Source organism: Limnohabitans sp. (assembly GCF_023910625.1).
In the GTDB taxonomy this organism is placed as follows: domain Bacteria; phylum Pseudomonadota; class Gammaproteobacteria; order Burkholderiales; family Burkholderiaceae_C; genus Limnohabitans_A.
Window position 1 is genome coordinate 307926 of sequence record NZ_JAAVVW010000003.1, and the last position, 14555, is coordinate 322480.

17 protein-coding genes, 2 tRNA genes and 1 pseudogene are annotated in these 14555 nt (G+C 57.1%); 6 read left to right on the top strand and 14 right to left on the bottom strand.

Features of this window, described 5'->3' with window-relative positions; translation table 11 throughout:
• Positions 1-3 precede the first annotated feature (3 nt).
• From HEQ17_RS04435 to HEQ17_RS04450, 4 genes are read left to right on the top strand one after another with little or no spacing between them, the layout of a single operon-like run.
• Positions 4-1371 carry a hypothetical protein gene (locus tag HEQ17_RS04435; protein ID WP_296291519.1) on the top strand — a complete coding sequence of 456 codons (1368 nt, stop codon included), beginning with the start codon at positions 4-6 and terminating at the stop codon, positions 1369-1371.
• Positions 1364-2188 (top strand): MinD/ParA family protein, encoded by an 825-nt coding sequence (locus HEQ17_RS04440; protein ID WP_296291521.1) that lies wholly within the window; start codon positions 1364-1366, stop codon positions 2186-2188. The genes HEQ17_RS04435 and HEQ17_RS04440 overlap by 8 nt, the downstream gene beginning before the upstream one ends.
• Positions 2189-2192: 4 nt before the next feature.
• Positions 2193-2912: an RNA polymerase sigma factor FliA gene (gene fliA, locus HEQ17_RS04445; RefSeq protein WP_296291523.1), complete on the top strand. Its 720-nt coding sequence runs from the start codon at positions 2193-2195 to the stop codon at positions 2910-2912.
• A gap of 46 nt (positions 2913-2958) precedes the next feature.
• Entirely contained in the window at positions 2959-3402 is a 444-nt protein-coding gene (locus tag HEQ17_RS04450; protein WP_296291525.1) for a hypothetical protein, read from the top strand.
• 67 nt (positions 3403-3469) lie between these two features.
• Here the strand turns inward: HEQ17_RS04450 and HEQ17_RS04455 are convergent, their stop codons facing one another.
• Genes HEQ17_RS04455 through HEQ17_RS04470 form a run of 4 tightly spaced genes read right to left on the bottom strand, consistent with a single transcriptional unit; the run spans position 3470 to position 4716 of the window.
• Complete coding sequence (locus tag HEQ17_RS04455) at positions 3470-3670, bottom strand: hypothetical protein (RefSeq protein WP_296291526.1); 201 nt, start codon at positions 3668-3670, stop codon at positions 3470-3472.
• A gap of 6 nt (positions 3671-3676) precedes the next feature.
• Positions 3677-4090, bottom strand: coding sequence for a hypothetical protein (locus HEQ17_RS04460; RefSeq protein ID WP_296291528.1), 414 nt, complete (start codon positions 4088-4090; stop codon positions 3677-3679).
• Between the two features lie 33 nt (positions 4091-4123).
• Positions 4124-4471, bottom strand: a complete 348-nt coding sequence (locus HEQ17_RS04465; protein WP_296291530.1) for a type II toxin-antitoxin system ChpB family toxin — start codon at positions 4469-4471, stop codon at positions 4124-4126.
• Entirely contained in the window at positions 4465-4716 is a 252-nt protein-coding gene (locus HEQ17_RS04470) for an AbrB/MazE/SpoVT family DNA-binding domain-containing protein (protein ID WP_296291532.1), read from the bottom strand. Before HEQ17_RS04470 ends, HEQ17_RS04465 begins: the two co-directional genes overlap by 7 nt.
• Positions 4717-4833: 117 nt before the next feature.
• Here HEQ17_RS04470 and HEQ17_RS04475 point away from each other — a divergent pair, with 117 nt between their 5' ends.
• Both HEQ17_RS04475 and fliS read left to right on the top strand, forming a co-directional pair.
• A complete protein-coding gene (locus HEQ17_RS04475) occupies positions 4834-5676 on the top strand; it encodes a hypothetical protein (protein ID WP_296291534.1) in 843 nt (280 codons plus the stop codon).
• Positions 5677-5788: 112 nt separating this feature from the next.
• Positions 5789-6211 carry a flagellar export chaperone FliS gene (gene fliS, locus HEQ17_RS04480; RefSeq protein WP_296291536.1) on the top strand — a complete coding sequence of 141 codons (423 nt, stop codon included), beginning with the start codon at positions 5789-5791 and terminating at the stop codon, positions 6209-6211.
• Between the two features lie 21 nt (positions 6212-6232).
• Here the strand turns inward: fliS and HEQ17_RS04485 are convergent.
• From HEQ17_RS04485 to lexA, 10 genes and pseudogenes are all read right to left on the bottom strand, one after another.
• A tRNA-Arg gene (locus HEQ17_RS04485) sits at positions 6233-6309 on the bottom strand.
• A gap of 95 nt (positions 6310-6404) precedes the next feature.
• Positions 6405-6481 (bottom strand) — tRNA-Pro (locus HEQ17_RS04490).
• Positions 6482-6567: 86 nt separating this feature from the next.
• Positions 6568-7827 (bottom strand): acyl-CoA dehydrogenase family protein, encoded by a 1260-nt coding sequence (locus HEQ17_RS04495; RefSeq protein ID WP_296291538.1) that lies wholly within the window; start codon positions 7825-7827, stop codon positions 6568-6570.
• 38 nt (positions 7828-7865) lie between these two features.
• Positions 7866-8951 carry a phosphotransferase gene (locus tag HEQ17_RS04500; RefSeq protein WP_296291542.1) on the bottom strand — a complete coding sequence of 362 codons (1086 nt, stop codon included), beginning with the start codon at positions 8949-8951 and terminating at the stop codon, positions 7866-7868.
• Positions 8952-9015: 64 nt separating this feature from the next.
• Positions 9016-9735: a Crp/Fnr family transcriptional regulator gene (locus HEQ17_RS04505; protein ID WP_296291543.1), complete on the bottom strand. Its 720-nt coding sequence runs from the start codon at positions 9733-9735 to the stop codon at positions 9016-9018.
• A gap of 57 nt (positions 9736-9792) precedes the next feature.
• The gene (locus HEQ17_RS04510; protein WP_296291546.1) at positions 9793-10572 is read right to left on the bottom strand and encodes an oxepin-CoA hydrolase, alternative type; all 780 of its coding nucleotides are present in this window, start codon (positions 10570-10572) and stop codon (positions 9793-9795) included.
• 49 nt (positions 10573-10621) lie between these two features.
• Positions 10622-12163: pseudogene (locus HEQ17_RS04515) on the bottom strand (3-hydroxyacyl-CoA dehydrogenase); the annotation flags it as partial.
• Positions 12154-13161, bottom strand: a complete 1008-nt coding sequence (locus HEQ17_RS04520) for a D-2-hydroxyacid dehydrogenase family protein (protein ID WP_296291547.1) — start codon at positions 13159-13161, stop codon at positions 12154-12156. The pseudogene HEQ17_RS04515 and the gene HEQ17_RS04520, both read right to left, overlap by 10 nt.
• Positions 13162-13239: 78 nt before the next feature.
• Entirely contained in the window at positions 13240-13398 is a 159-nt protein-coding gene (locus HEQ17_RS04525; protein ID WP_296291549.1) for a hypothetical protein, read from the bottom strand.
• 266 nt (positions 13399-13664) lie between these two features.
• On the bottom strand, positions 13665-14336 hold the full coding sequence (gene lexA / locus HEQ17_RS04530; protein ID WP_296291551.1) for a transcriptional repressor LexA: 672 nt from the start codon (positions 14334-14336) through the stop codon (positions 13665-13667).
• Positions 14337-14555: the final 219 nt, after the last annotated feature.

Sequence of the window (14555 nt, forward strand, 5' to 3'; positions counted from 1 at the left end):
ATCATGGAACTCAAACGCATCATTGCCCGCGACAGCCGATCAGCGAATGAAAAAGCCATTCAGCTTTATGGCCCCGATGTCCTGATCATTTCGAGTCAAAGGGTAGATCAGCAGACCGAGTTGATCGTTGCCGTCGAAGTGTCCAGCGAAGCTGCACAGGACGACACCATGGCGCAGCAGGCTCATTCCGCATTGAATTCCCGCAAAGTGTCTGATGATTTGGCCTTGCAGTCCGACCAAAACGAGCCCCTGCCTTTTGCCAGGGTGTTTCAAAACGCCAGCGCCCAAGCGGCATCTGTGAGCGAGCCCGAAGCGCCGGCCACCAGGAACTTTCAGACAGGCCATACCGGTTTGCAGGGGCGCGCTGCGGCGACTGAGCGCCCAACTCCGAGTGCACTGGCTTTGCAAGAGTCGGCGCAGGCCTTGGCCGTGCAGACGGCCCAGCATGAACATCAGCGCAGTCAGGAAATCGTCGCCATGCTGCGCGAGGAAATGTCGGCCTTGCGCAGAGAGTTCGCACTGTCAATCCAGATGCAACCGTGGCAGCAAATGTTGGGCTTGTCGCCCGACATCCAGAGGCTGTCCATAGCCATGCAGGAAGTTGGTATGCCCGTGGCCCTGCGCAGCTTGCTGACCGACAGCATCCAGTGCCTGCAGACGCTGGGCGAGGCCTGGCCCGTGCTGAAGAGCATGTTGGCCGTTGCCATCAGCCGAGCGGAGATGAAAGTACCCGATGCCGGTGTACACATCCTGTGCGGGCCTTCGGGAGCGGGCAAAACATCGATGTTGGGTCGTCTTGCCCATGCCGCAGCCCAGATTCATGGGGCTGACAAGCAGGTCATGATCAGCTACGGCGATCAGCGCCCGGGTGTCTGGTCTCAAATCCAATTGTTGGCTTCACAGGCGGGTGCAAGTTGCTTGCGGGCCGCTGACTTGGCCATGCTGCAGGCTTTGCTGGACGACTTGCAGGGAAGGACCATCTGGATCGACACGCCGGGTACCGATTTCGTGGGCCACGCACAACAACTCAAGCAGTCATTTTCTGGTGTGGACATTCACGCCGTGCTGCCTGTTGATGCGACGGTGACCAGTGTGCAAAAAATTCTCCAAAGTTCGAACACCCGGTGGTCGTCCCTGATGCTGACCAAGGTGGATGAAGCGGCCTACCCCTGGCCCTTGATCAAGGGCTTGTGTGACCAGTCTCTGAGTGTCTCCTGCATGGGAGAAGACAGCCGGATCCACGTGCCTCCCCTGGCTTTCAGGGCCGAGCGCCTGGTGGACTTGGCGATGATGCCTTTGCAGGCCCTGTTGCCGGAGATCCAGCCTATTGCCGTCACGGCCAAGTCATCTGCCAAGGCTTTGCATGGATAAGAAAAAATTCCCTCAGGTCATCGGCGTGGCCAGCGGCAAAGGGGGTGCCGGTAAAACCACCGTGTCGATCAACCTGGCTGTGGCTTTGGCCATGCGGGGCCACAAGGTGATGTTGCTGGACGCCGACCTAGGCATGGCCAATGCGCAGATTGCGCTGGGAGCGCATGCTCCTCATAACGTCAGCCACGTGCTCAATGGCAGCAAAAAACTTCAAGAAGTTTTGGTCACCACGGCGCAGGGTGTCCGTTTGGTGCCAGGTGCCTCCGGTTTGCGAGACATTGCCGCGTTGGATGCGGTGCAGATTGCCAGTTTGGTTCATGCTTTTGACACCTTGGACGAACCGGTGGACTACCTGGTGGTGGATGTGGCTGCGGGCATTGCACCGGCGGTGCTGGAGTTCATGGCCTCTTGTCAACGTCGTTTTGTAGTGGTGTGCGACCAACCCTCATCGATTGCCGATGCTTATGGCTTGATCAAAGTCATGTCGACAGAGCAGTCGCTGGACGAGATTTACCTGATTCCCAATATGGTGGGCAACGCCCAGGAAGGTCGGCGCTTGTATCGCCGTTTGAACGATGTCTGCACCCGTTGTCTGGGCGTGTCGATCCGTTATTTGAACGCGATTGAGGGCGACGAGCTGGTGTTACAGGCCTTGCGCAAGTACCAGTCGGTCCTCGATTACGCGCCGGGCAGCGCCGCTGCGCGGGATTTCAGAGCTCTGGCCGAGGCAGTGTCCAGGTTGCCACCGGTTCAGTCGGCTTCCGGGCGGACGCAATTTTTCTTGGAGCGCATGCTTAGCGTTCCAGCAGGCGGGTAAAGACATGAGCATCAATGTTTCATTGTACGAAGAGGTCGGAAACCGGCATGAGTCCTTGATCCTGACGCATATGCCCATGGTCAAACGTGTGGCGGTGCATCTGAAAGTGCGTTTGCCGCCTTTCATGGAGCTGGACGAATTGGTTCAGGTGGGCATGGTGGGATTGATCGAAGCGGCGCGGTCGTTTGATCCCGCCAAAGGTTTTGAGTTTGAGCATTTTGCCCTGAGTCGGGTGCGCGGTGCGATTCTGGATGAAGTCAGACGGCAGTCTTTCTTGCCGCGCTCGGCGGTCGCCTTCAACAAAAACGAGAACGAAGCGGTGCATGTGTTGGCTGCAGAGTTAGGGCGTGCACCGAATCAGGCCGAGCTGGCCCAGTTCATGGGCAAGGAAATCGGTGAATTTCATAAAGAACGGGGCCAGGCCAAACTCTTCGAAACCTTCTCGATGGAGGTCGTCAACGACGAGGTTATGAACATGCCTGCCGACAGTGCGATGCAGCCCGAAGTGATGGTGGAAGAGGCTCAGTTCATGGAGGCAGTGGTTCAAGCCATTGACCAATTGCCTGAGCGGGAACGCATGGTCATGTCGCTTTATTATGTCGAAGAGATGAATCTCAAGGCGATCGGTGAGATTTTGGGTGTCAGTGAATCCCGGGTCAGTCAAATTCTCTCGACCGTGGTGAAGAAATTGCGACAAAATCTAAAAATCTCTCAAACCAATTAAATCTCCAGTATTCGGTCTTTTCAATCGACAACTTCTTGCTGCCGACATGTGCGCAGCTGTGGCAGCACAGGGAAAAGTGGTCTGGCTCGATTCGGGCTTGATCGATGCGACCACTGTGGTCGGATCACACCTTGCCCTGCAACAGTGTCGCGGGCATCGCTGCACGGGTCTTTATTCAGCGGCATCGACCAAACGTATCCAATCTGGAAATCCAGGAACACCGCAATCGGGCAACAACTTTCAAGGCACACGCCGGCTGATTGAGGGCAACTGCCCGGTCACTTTGACCCGGGCGCAATGCCTCGCGCAAGGGCTTGTGCCCGGTGTCACACCTCGTGCGGATACACCCCCCAACATTGCCTACAACGCCAAGGACTTCACTCGCAAGCGTCAGGCGTGTATCAATGCAGGCTTTGGCCGCGAACAGAAGACCTTCTATAACTGCATGGCCACGGCTTACTTCACCGACGAGTCTGACAGGCCCGATTGAGCCGGGCAAGTGCACCAACACAAAGGGCCGCTATTGCGGCCCTTTGTGATCGACATGAAGATTCAGTTCATTCCTTGGCGAACTTCTGATCCCGCCAGTTCCAGCCATCACAGACGGCACCACCGCCAATGAATGCCGTGGTGGCACCTTTTCCGCCATCCCAATAGCAACCAGACTCTTTAGTGGCGTCCTTAGCTTTGCGAGCTACGCGCTTGACTAAATCAGGACGAATTTTTCGTCCCTCAATGGACGTATCTGTCGCATCCATGCTGAACTACAAAACATCATCTTCTTCAATAATCAAGTCTATAGGGGCATAAGCCCTAGCAGCCTTGATGCCCTTAGCTCCCCACACCTTTGTGTGGTAAACGATAGGCACAAATTGCCATTTCTCCATGTTTCCGCAAACGTGTTTCTTCAACCACTCATTCGCAGAGGCGGCAATTACATCAGGTTGAATTTGTTGCCCACAGTTTTCTCGAAAGTCCTTGTAATCGGTCAGCTCATGAAGCTTTCTAGGTTTACCAGCTACGACTCCATACAAAGACTGTTCACCGGGTGCATGCATAGAAAGAATGTCGTTTGGCGTTAACGTTGCACCCCCCCCAACCCCAGCAAGGCAGCGGTGGCCACGAGCAGCGCAAAAGTGCGGAAAGTTTTCATGGAAGGTCTTCCATTGTTGATTCATTAACGATTAACTTACGCGAGCCGTTGACAGCCCCTATTTCTCGAGCATTGATTCAAGCCTGGCAATGGCATCTTCAATAACCTCAGCTGGTGCCGTTTCGATTTTTCTTGCATCACGCGCATTCAAATCAAGCATTCTTATTTTGTTGATGAGCGCAACCCCTTGCGTTTTCAGGCCCGTTCCCGTCAAACTCACAGCAAATCCGGCGTACCTTGCGAAATCACCACCTTGGGTAATGGGAGCAACAAGTACATCCCCCAATTTGTTAAACGCTTGACTGGTCAATACCAACGCGGGGCGATGTCCTGACTGCTCCTTTCCAACAACTGGATCAAGCGGCACACTAACAATGTCTCCACGAGAGAAAGTACGTTTCACCATACTTCGCCGCCAACAGGTGCAGTTTTGTCCCACACACTCAAATCAGCAGGGGCTGCAGCTTTGAGATCACATTGCGCAATCAAATCAGCCAATTTGTACTTTCGCCTCGGCTCTAAAACAATTTTGCCGTTCGCAGTGACGTGAATTTTCATGGTCCGTCCTGCCGACAATCCGAGATCTCGCAGGACCGGTGGTGGCATGACCAAAGCTGTGCTGTTACCCATTTTTCTAAGTGTGACTTCCATTTTTAAACTCCTTGAGTGCGTAATGGAATTTTATTTCCCCGCGCACCATATGTCAAACTATGTTTTACGACAGAAAGCCTTGCAGCCCCCCACCATCGCTGGCACATTGTGCGGCGCATGTTCCGCGACAAATCAGAAAACTGGAGCCCCTATACCCGGGGCATTGATCCGTTTTATCCCAAACACATGCAGGCGCTGCCCAATCCCACAGACCCCGTGTTCTACAACATGAACATTGCCGCCGCGCAGGTGGCCGTTGGCCAGGCCATGATGCACCATCAAGCCCCCTATGCATTCTTTGTGGAGACTTCGCTGCGCCTGGATCAACGCCAGTCCACCAGTGGTAACTTGCTCAGAAAGAAAATCAACACCACCACCGTGGGCTACGCAAGGCCCAAGGTTTACCTGGCCGCACCCTTGTCGATGTCCACGCAGCGCAACACCACCACACCCTCCATGATGGCTGTGATTTGCCCCCGGACCACGACGTGCACACACCCGGATCAACTGGCCTTTGCAGGCTTTGTGCTGGAGCATCTGGAGGGGGGCAACATCCCCAATATCGAAGAGGAGATCTATCGTAACGTCGAGTCCAAGAGCAGCTGGACAGGCGTGGCATTTATGCTGCTGACGGCTGCCCTGACCTGGGGTACGGGGGCGATGATTGCTGGAACGGGGAATTGGGCTTTGGCCAATGGCTCGATTGTTGCGGCGAATTCTGTCAGCACCCTAGCAGTAACACCAGCCATCGCCGGAACAACCATCGCAGCCGGTGCCGGCATGGGCTACGCCACCATCAATGGCATGCTCCAAGGTGGCCCCCTGTCCAGCCCCCAGCAAAATTGGCTGGGCCAGATGGGCATGACACCTGCGCAAGTGAGCATCGGCGTGAGCGATGGCTCGTATTGCAACAACGCCCACTCAAGATCAGCCGCAGTCAGTTTAGGCGTCGTCGGGTAAGCCTGAGCCTTTGGTCTTGCGCTTAAAAATTCGTGCTGATGAACCCGACCTGGCTCAAGTTTGCTTGCCAGACACCGATACCTCTTTTACTCAAGTAGTCAAGGGGTCTTCCATGCGTGCCTATTCCAAGTTTGCTGAAAGTTACGGTTCTGTCCAGGTCACCACAGGTGTGGCGACGGCGGACAACATCCAGTTGATCCAGATGTTGTTTGATGGTTTGCTGGAGAGCCTTGCAATGGCATCAGGCCACATCCAAAACAACGTCATTGAAGAAAAATCCAAAGCATTGGCTCGTGCCGGGCGCATCGTGGTGGGTTTGCAAGGCGCGCTGGATCTCGAGCGAGGAGGAGAGTTGGCCCAGAATCTAAATGAGCTGTACGCTTACATTACTCGGCGACTGTTCCACATCAACGCCTACAACGATTTGCCAGCACTGGAAGAGGTTAAAACCTTGATCAATGACATTTCGCAAGCTTGGCAGAGCCTGCCCAGTTTGCTGGCTGACACCGGTCGCAAGACGCATTACGCCAACTGACGGGGGTCGGGCAAGGCTGATTGGTCTGCCCGACAGGAATCGAACCTGTGACCCACAGCTTAGAAGGCTGTTGCTCTATCCAACTGAGCTACGGGCAGATACAAGAAAGACAAAAGGCCCGTATGGGCCTTTTTTATCGAGCGTCCAAGACGCCAAATTTTGCAATGACGCCGTGCAGGAAAATCCACAGAAATGGTCGGAGCGGCGGGATTCGAACTCGCGACCCTCTGCTCCCAAAGCAGATGCGCTACCAGGCTGCGCTACGCTCCGACTGCTAGTATTTTAACTCCCAAATTGGTCATTGTTCGCGCGAGCCCTAAAAAAGTCCCATCCGGTGACCGGAGCGCATGGTGTTTTCAGCCACCCCGTGTCACGGGCATTTTGATATTGCCCGGCAAAGCCAGTTGCTTGGCCAGCTCCAGTTTGGCCAGCGAGTTGCGGTGCACTTCGTCTGGGCCGTCTGCCAGGCGCAGGGTACGCTGGTGGGCGTAGGCATAGGCCAGCGGGAAGTCTTGTGACACGCCACCACCACCGTGCGCCTGAATGGCCCAGTCGATGATCTGGCAGGCCATGTTGGGGGCCACGATTTTGATCATGGCGATTTCGGCCTTGGCGACCTTGTTGCCCACGGTGTCCATCATGTGCGCGGCTTTGAGGGTGAGCAGGCGGGCTTGCTCGATCATGCAGCGCGATTCTGCAATGCGCTCTTGCCACACGGTCTGGCGGGCCACTTCGCGGCCAAAGGCCACCCGCTCGTTCAGGCGTTTGCACATCAGCTCCAGGGCGCGTTCGGCGATGCCGATGGTGCGCATGCAGTGGTGAATGCGGCCAGGGCCTAAGCGGCCTTGCGCGATTTCAAAGCCACGGCATTCGCCCAGCAAGATGTTTTCCGCTGGAACGCGCACGTTTTTGAGCACGACTTCCATGTGGCCATGCGGTGCGTCGTCATAACCAAACACCGACAGGGCGCGCACCACGGTGATGCCGGGCGAGTTGGCGGGCACCACGATCATGGATTGTTGTTCGTGGCGACCGGCATCGGGGTTGGTCTTGCCCATGACGATGTAGACCGCGCAGCGTGGGTCGCCCGCGCCGGACGACCACCACTTGCGGCCATTGATGACGTATTCATTGCCTTCGCGGCGGATTTCGCATTCGATGTTGGTCGCGTCCGATGAGGCCACATCGGGCTCGGTCATCAAGAAGGCCGAGCGGATTTCACCGCGCAGCAAAGGCTCCAGCCATTCGTCCTTGAGGCTTTCGCTGGCATAGCGCTCCAGCGTTTCCATGTTGCCGGTGTCGGGCGCTGAGCAGTTGAAAATTTCGGCCGCAAAGGGCACACGGCCCATGATCTCGCACAAGGGTGCGTATTCGAGGTTGGACAGGCCTTGGGGTGCGCGTGTCGACTTGGGCAAAAACAGGTTCCACAAACCGGCGGCCAGGGCCTTGGGCTTGAGTTCTTCGACGATTTTGGTGGGCACCCAGGCGTTGCCCTTGGCGCGGTTTTCGGCAATCTCTTCGAAGAACCTCGCCTCGTTGGGGTAAATGTGCTCGTCCATGAAGGTCAGCAAACGGGCCTGCATGTCTTTGACCTTGGGGGTGTATTCAAAATCCATGGTCTATCTCCTTGAAGTGATGGGTCGTAAAAAGGGGGTCAGGCTTTGCGGGCGAACTGCCAGGCCAACTCGGCCATCGGGCGCGCACCGGCACCGGAGGTTTTGGCTTGCTCGCTGGACGCAGTGCCGTCTTCGACGCGTTTGGCAATGCCTTGCAAAATCGCGGCAATGCGGAACATGTTGTAGGCCAAATAAAAATTCCAGTCTTTGGCCAAAGCCTCGGGTGTGGTGAAACCGGTGCGCTCGCAGTAGCGGCGAATGTATTCGGCCTCAGACGGGATGCCGAGAGCCGCGAAATCAAGACCACCGATGCCCCTGAAGGTGCCCGGTTTGATGTGCCAGGCCATGCAGTGGTAGCTGAAGTCAGCCAACGGGTGACCCAAGGTGGACAGTTCCCAGTCGAGCACGGCGAGTACGCGCGCTTCGGTGGGGTGGAACATCAGGTTGTCCAAGCGGTAGTCGCCATGCACGACGCCGACCATTGACTCGTCTTTGGCGCTGTCCGGGATGTTTTTCGGCAGCCATTCGATCAGCTGGTCCATCTCGGGAATGGGCTGGGTGACAGACGCTGCGTACTGTTTGCTCCAGCGGCCGATCTGGCGCTCAATGTAGTTGCCAGGTTTGCCATAGCTGGACAGGCCTTGCTTGGCGACATCGACCTTGTGCAGCGCCGCCAGTACCCGGTTCATTTCGTCGTAAATCGCACCGCGCTCGGCCTGCGACATGCCGGGCAAAGATTGGTCCCACAGCACGCGGCCTTGCACAAACTCCATGACGTAAAACGCGCGGCCAATCACCGCTTCGTCGTCGCACAGCACATGCATTTGGGCCACGGGCACGTCGGTGCCGTGCAAGCCTTTCATGACCGCAAATTCGCGCTCGATGGCGTGGGCCGAAGGCAGCAGCTTGGCCACCGGACCGGGCTTGGCCCTCATCACGTATTGGCGTGTGGGCGTGATGAGTTTGTAGGTGGGGTTGGACTGGCCGCCTTTGAACATTTCCACGCTCAAAGGGCCTGCAAAGCCGGGGATTTTGGCGCTGAGCCAGGCTTCCAGGGCTGGGATGTCGAAGGCGTGGGTGCCCTTGACAGGCCGGGTCCCCACAAAATGATCAAAAGCACTCATGGGTGGACCCGTCGAAAATCAGTGGTCGCCGCAGTCAGCGGCGATAGGGTGAAAATATGGCGTGTCAGTGGTCCGCGTTCACGATCCGCAACAGCGCATCGCGGTCCAGCACCACCAAGCCGCCCGGCTCGATCCGGATGATTTGCTCGCGCTCCATTTGCTTGAGTTCCTGGTTCACTCGTTGGCGTGAAGCACCCAGCAATTGCGCCAGTTCTTCCTGCGCCAGTTGCAAGCTGATGCGGATCGCCTTGGCGTCCGACAAACTGGGCACACCGTAGCTGCGCACCAAGTGGTTGAGTTGTTTGGCCAGACGAGCACGCAAGGGCAATGTGTTGAGGTCTTCCACCAAGCCGTACAGCTGGCGAATGCGCCGGGCATGCAGGCGCAGCATCGCGTCGTAAAACTCGACATGCTGCGTCAGGATTTTCTTGAAGTCGGCCTTGGCCACGTTCAGCGTGGTCGTCTCGCCGTGTGCATAGCAGTCGTGTGTGCGCCGGTCTCCGTCGAAGATCGACACATCGCCAAACCAGATGCCCGGCTCCACATAGGTCAAGGTGATCTGTTTGCCCGACACCGAGGTGGAGCTCACGCGCACCGCGCCCTTGGCACAGGCGATCCACTGCTCGGGCGGATCGCCCCGGGCAGCGAGCATGTCGCCGTCTTTGTGTCGTTTGACGTAAGCGCATCGAAGTATGTCGTGTCGTAGTGAAGGTGAAAGGCTTGAGAACCAGCGACCATTGTTGATCGCCTCTCTTTCCTCCATTGTCAGAATCGGTTCGTCCATGCTCTGTCCTTTGAGTGACTGATGATCGGGGTTTTGTCGCCTGGGGGACCAGTCGCTTTAATCGTATTTGGGATTTTTCTTGTTCAAAAACGCGCCAATGCCAATACCTGCGTTGGGGTGGTGCAGGTTTTTGACAAAGTGGTCGCGTTCGCGGGCCAGGTGCGTTGTCAAGCTGTTGTCATCGGCGTCGGCCAGTAAATCCTTGATGCTGGCCAGGGCGTTGGGTGCGCGGGCATTGAGCAGCTCGCACAGTTGTAAGGCTTGCTGCAGCGCCTGACCGGCGTCGGCCAGACGGTTGACCACGCCAAGCTGTTGCAGTCGCTCGGCACCGATGCGCTCGCCACACATCAGCAGCTCGGTGGCCAGCTGGCGCGGCACGGCCCGCGACAGGCTCCAACTGCCGCCACCGTCGGGCGACAAAGCAATCGAGCTGTAGGCCATCACGAACACGCTGTTGCGCGCGGCGACGATCATGTCGCAGGCCAATGCCAACGAAAAACCGGCGCCAGCCGCCGGGCCTTCCACGGCGGCCACCACGGGCTTGGGAAAGGTGCGGATAGCCTCGATCCAGTTGTGCAGGCCTTCAATGCTTTGCGCCTGGTGTTCGGGCGGCAGTTGCCGATTGTTTTGCAAGCGCTGCAAATTGCCGCCAGCGCTAAAGATGCTGTTGGCCCCGGTGATCACCACGCTGCGCACATCGGGGTTCGATTCGGCCACGCTCAGGGCTTCCACGCCTGCGGCGTACATCTCGGGGCCAAGGGCGTTGCGAAACTCCGGGTTGCTGAGGGTCAGGACCAAGGTCCGGCCTTCGCTGGTGCTGAGCAGTTGGGCGGTCATATTTATTGATCAGTTGGGGACAGAGCTAAAGATCTGTCCCGCAAAGTTGTTATTCTTCGGTGTGCATGAGCGACAGGCCAATCGCACCACGGCGGCGCAGCCAGGGGCTGGGGCGATAGCGGGGGTCACCATAAACCGTTTGCAGGTTGAACAGCACTTCCAGGATGCTGTCGGGACCCAAGCGGTTGCCCATGGCCAAGGGGCCCATGGGGTAAGCCAAGCCCAGCGTGACAGCGGTTTCCAGATCTTGCGGGCTGCAGATGCGTTGCTGGCACATGTCGGACGCGATGTTGACGATGGAGGCCACCACGCGTTGCGTGACAAATCCACCGCTGTCGCGGATGACCGAGACGGCTTTGCCGTCTCTGGCAAACAAGGCATGGGCCGCATTGCGCATGTCGATGCGTGTGGCCGGGTTGGTGGCCAGCACGCGGCGCTTGGTGGATGCGTCCTCAAACAGCATGTCGATGCCGACGGTGCGGGCAGGGTCCAGCCGCTCGACCACGGCGACGGTGGTGATGTCAAAACCCAACGGGGCGACGAGGGTCAGCGCGTCGGGGGAGGGCGATGCGCCGGTTTCGATGGTGGCGCCCAGGTCTTTGAGCAGTTGCAGCAGTTCCATGCGGCGCGCTGCGCGGGGCGAGACCCACACGGGCGGGATGCTGTCCACCACAGGCACTGGTGGCTCGGCGGGCACTTGCGCTGCACCATCCACGTATTTGTAAAAGCCTTCGCCCACTTTTTTGCCGACCACACCCCCCGCCAAGCGCTGGGCGGTGATGACGTTAGGGCGGTAGCGTGGCTCTTCGTAGTACTGGTGGTAGATCGCTTCGATGACGTGGTGCGACACGTCCAGGGCCGTCAGGTCAAACAGCTCAAAGGGGCCGAGTTTGAAGCCCACCTGATCGCGCAGGATGCGGTCGATGGTGGCGAAATCGGCAATGCCTTCGCTCACGATGCGCAGCGCTTCGGTGCCATAACCGCGACCCGCATGGTTGACGATGAAACCCGGCGTGTCTTGAGCTTGAACGGGTGTGTGGCCCATTTGGCGAGCAAACTCGGTCAGGCGTTGGCACACCTCGGGGTCGGTTTTGAGGCCCGCAATCACTTCGACCACCTTCATCAGAGGTACGGGGTTGAAGAAGTGGTAGCCCGCAAACTGAGCTGGCCGCTGCAAGGCGGCAGCAATTGCAGTCACGGACAGCGAGGAGGTGTTGGTCACCAACACGGCGCTGGGTGCCAGCACTTTTTCCAGATCGGTGAACAGGCTTTTCTTGATGTCGAGCCTTTCGACGATGGCTTCGACCACCAACTCGCACTCGGCCAGGTCTTGCAGGCTGGCTGCGCCCAGCAGGCGGCTTTTGTGCCCTGCTAGGGCTTCGGCGCTCAAGCGGCCTTTTTCTTGCAACTTGTCCCATTGCTGGAACACCGCATCGCGGGCTTTGTGAATGGCTTCGGCTTGCGTGTCGAATAGCCAAACCTGGCTGCCTGCTTGCGCGGCGATTTGGGCAATGCCCCGGCCCATGGCGCCGGCGCCGATGACGGCAACCCTGGAAAACTCGAGTTTCATGGTCGGAGCTCTTACCTGCGCACCTGCAGTGCGCCAGGATTGACGATGTTGGTCGGCGTACCTTTGATGTAGTTCACGACATTGTCAAAAGCCGTTCCGAAGTAGAGCTCATAGCTGTCTTTCTCAACATAGCCTATGTGTGGTGTGCAGATGCAATTCTCCAGCCGCAAGAGAGTAGAACCCTGCAAGATCGGCTCGGATTCAAAAACATCGATCGCGGCCATGCCGGGGTGCCCTCGATTCAAGGCACCAACCAAAGCATTGTCCTCGATCAACTCTGCACGCGATGTGTTGACCAACAGGGCTGTGGGTTTCATGTTGCCCAAGTCATTACTGGTCACGATGCCGGTAGTCGCCTCGTTCAAGCGCAAATGCAAGGACAGCACATCCGAATTTTCAAAAAATGACTCACGACTGGGCGCGGCGGTCAATCCATCCTTGACGGCCCGGATTCGGGACTCATCGCTACCCCAAATCTGCACGTTCATGCCAAATGCGCGGCCATAGCCTGCGACCAACTGGCCAATTTTTCCGTAACCCCATACACCGAGGGTTTTGCCCTTCAACACGATACCCAAACCAAAATTGGTGGGCCTGCCACTGGATTTCAGGCCCGACTGCTGCCAGGCACCATGCTTGAGGTTGCTGATGTAGTGGGGCAGGCGCCGGGATGCTGCCATGATCAGAGCCCAAGTCAGTTCGGCCGGTGCAACGGGGGAGCCCATCCCTTCGGCCACGGCCACGCCCCGCTCCGTGCAAGCCGCCAGGTCGATGTGATTACCGACGCGACCTGTTTGGGCGATCAACTTCAGGCGTGGCAGTTTGTCTATCAAGGCCCTGTTCAAAGAGGTGCGTTCACGGATCAACACGATCACATCGGCATCTTTAAGTCGGCTAGACAGTTGACCAATGCCTTTGACCGTGTTGGTGTAAACCTTGGCAGGGTAGTTCTCGAGCTTGGACGCGCATTCGAGTTTGCGCACGACATCTTGGTAGTCGTCTAGGATCACAATATTCATGCCCGACATTGTGCCTTGTCAGGAGACGAAAAAGGCAGGGCGATCCCTGCCTTTTTGTGGGGTGTTTGCCAATCGGGGTCAATTTCGCGAACGCATCATTTCCAGGGCCGCAAGTCGATCCAATTCGGCGCACACATCAGACATGCGACCAGAGATCACCATTCTTCCAGTGGTTTGCGGTCTGTCCTTGAATTCGTGGAGCCTGAGAACCTCCAGACGCTGGGTGTTGATGGACATGGGTTTTGACACAGTTGTGGTGCAAACCGTGGGTCGAACTGCGCGACCGGGGTAGGGCGAAGGTTCAATGGCGCGTCTGAATTTGGCCGATTTGGACGGGTGAAAGTCCGGCAGATGTCTGAATAGACCTGAGAGGGTCAGGAGAGCGATTCCCATGTGAAACCTTTCAAAAGCATGGAGGTTGGACATAGGCAGGATTGGTGATGAGAGACATTGCGTTCAGGGCTGCTGAACAGCGCCCGCCACCTGAGTGCAAGTCGAAGGGCTTACATCAGGCTGCTGTTCCGGATCAAACCGACCGCTAGGCCCTCGATGTCAAAGGGCTCGTCTGGGTGGACGCGTATGGTTGGGTAGTCCGGATTTTCAGGCAAGAGTTCGATGCCGGTGGCTGTTTTGTTCAGGCGTTTGACGGTGACTTCTTCGCCCAGTCTGGCCACAATGATTTGTCCATTGCGAACCTCTTTGGTCGATTTCACGGCCAACAGGTCGCCATCCATGATGCCGGCATCGCGCATGGACATGCCGCGGACCCGAAGTAGATAGTCGGGTTGGGTGGAAAACAAGCTGCTTTCGATTTGGTAGCTGCGGTCAACATGTTCCTGGGCCAGGATCGGTGAACCTGCAGCAACGCGACCAATGAGTGGCAAACACAACTGACCCAAACCCGGCAGAGTCATGGTTAAAAGGTCGGTTGTTGTGCGTGGGGTGTTTCGGTTATTGCCTTTGAGACGTATGCCACGAGAAGTGCCGCTGACCAATTCAATGACCCCCTTACGGGCCAAGGCTTTGAGGTGCTCTTCTGCAGCATTGGCTGATTTGAAGCCCAGCACGCTTGCGATCTCGGCTCGCGTAGGGGGGGCACCGGCGCTGGCGATGGTGTTCTGGATGAGCTCCAGGATTTCTTGTTGCCGTGCAGTCAGTTTGGGGCTGTCAGTCATGTGCTTCCTTGGTGGGGATGGCTGTTTATTCATCCAGTGACTGTATTTTTAACCAGCTTTTCGGTTTGTGCAAGCTTTTTTTAAAAATGAGCGCGGAGGTGAACAGATGTTCTTGAGCAGTTTGCTGGAACGATCCTTTCCCGGCTTGAGCTCATGCAAATAACAAAGCCCCTGAACGGGGCGTGTTTTGGGAAGGTGGTGGTGCGCCAGCCGCTGCTC

What these genes read in the sequence shown, in the direction of transcription:
- HEQ17_RS04435 (WP_296291519.1), top strand. Translation starts at nt 4, where the DNA reads ATGGAACTCAAACGCATCATTGCCCGCGACAGCCGATCAGCGAATGAA.
- HEQ17_RS04440 (WP_296291521.1), top strand. Translation starts at nt 1,364, where the DNA reads ATGGATAAGAAAAAATTCCCTCAGGTCATCGGCGTGGCCAGCGGCAAA.
- fliA (WP_296291523.1), top strand. Translation starts at nt 2,193, where the DNA reads ATGAGCATCAATGTTTCATTGTACGAAGAGGTCGGAAACCGGCATGAG.
- HEQ17_RS04450 (WP_296291525.1), top strand. Translation starts at nt 2,959, where the DNA reads ATGTGCGCAGCTGTGGCAGCACAGGGAAAAGTGGTCTGGCTCGATTCG.
- HEQ17_RS04455 (WP_296291526.1), bottom strand. Translation starts at nt 3,670, where the DNA reads ATGGATGCGACAGATACGTCCATTGAGGGACGAAAAATTCGTCCTGAT.
- HEQ17_RS04460 (WP_296291528.1), bottom strand. Translation starts at nt 4,090, where the DNA reads ATGAATCAACAATGGAAGACCTTCCATGAAAACTTTCCGCACTTTTGC.
- HEQ17_RS04465 (WP_296291530.1), bottom strand. Translation starts at nt 4,471, where the DNA reads ATGGTGAAACGTACTTTCTCTCGTGGAGACATTGTTAGTGTGCCGCTT.
- HEQ17_RS04470 (WP_296291532.1), bottom strand. Translation starts at nt 4,716, where the DNA reads ATGGAAGTCACACTTAGAAAAATGGGTAACAGCACAGCTTTGGTCATG.
- HEQ17_RS04475 (WP_296291534.1), top strand. Translation starts at nt 4,834, where the DNA reads ATGTTCCGCGACAAATCAGAAAACTGGAGCCCCTATACCCGGGGCATT.
- fliS (WP_296291536.1), top strand. Translation starts at nt 5,789, where the DNA reads ATGCGTGCCTATTCCAAGTTTGCTGAAAGTTACGGTTCTGTCCAGGTC.
- HEQ17_RS04495 (WP_296291538.1), bottom strand. Translation starts at nt 7,827, where the DNA reads ATGGATTTTGAATACACCCCCAAGGTCAAAGACATGCAGGCCCGTTTG.
- HEQ17_RS04500 (WP_296291542.1), bottom strand. Translation starts at nt 8,951, where the DNA reads ATGAGTGCTTTTGATCATTTTGTGGGGACCCGGCCTGTCAAGGGCACC.
- HEQ17_RS04505 (WP_296291543.1), bottom strand. Translation starts at nt 9,735, where the DNA reads ATGGACGAACCGATTCTGACAATGGAGGAAAGAGAGGCGATCAACAAT.
- HEQ17_RS04510 (WP_296291546.1), bottom strand. Translation starts at nt 10,572, where the DNA reads ATGACCGCCCAACTGCTCAGCACCAGCGAAGGCCGGACCTTGGTCCTG.
- HEQ17_RS04520 (WP_296291547.1), bottom strand. Translation starts at nt 13,161, where the DNA reads ATGAATATTGTGATCCTAGACGACTACCAAGATGTCGTGCGCAAACTC.
- HEQ17_RS04525 (WP_296291549.1), bottom strand. Translation starts at nt 13,398, where the DNA reads ATGTCCATCAACACCCAGCGTCTGGAGGTTCTCAGGCTCCACGAATTC.
- lexA (WP_296291551.1), bottom strand. Translation starts at nt 14,336, where the DNA reads ATGACTGACAGCCCCAAACTGACTGCACGGCAACAAGAAATCCTGGAG.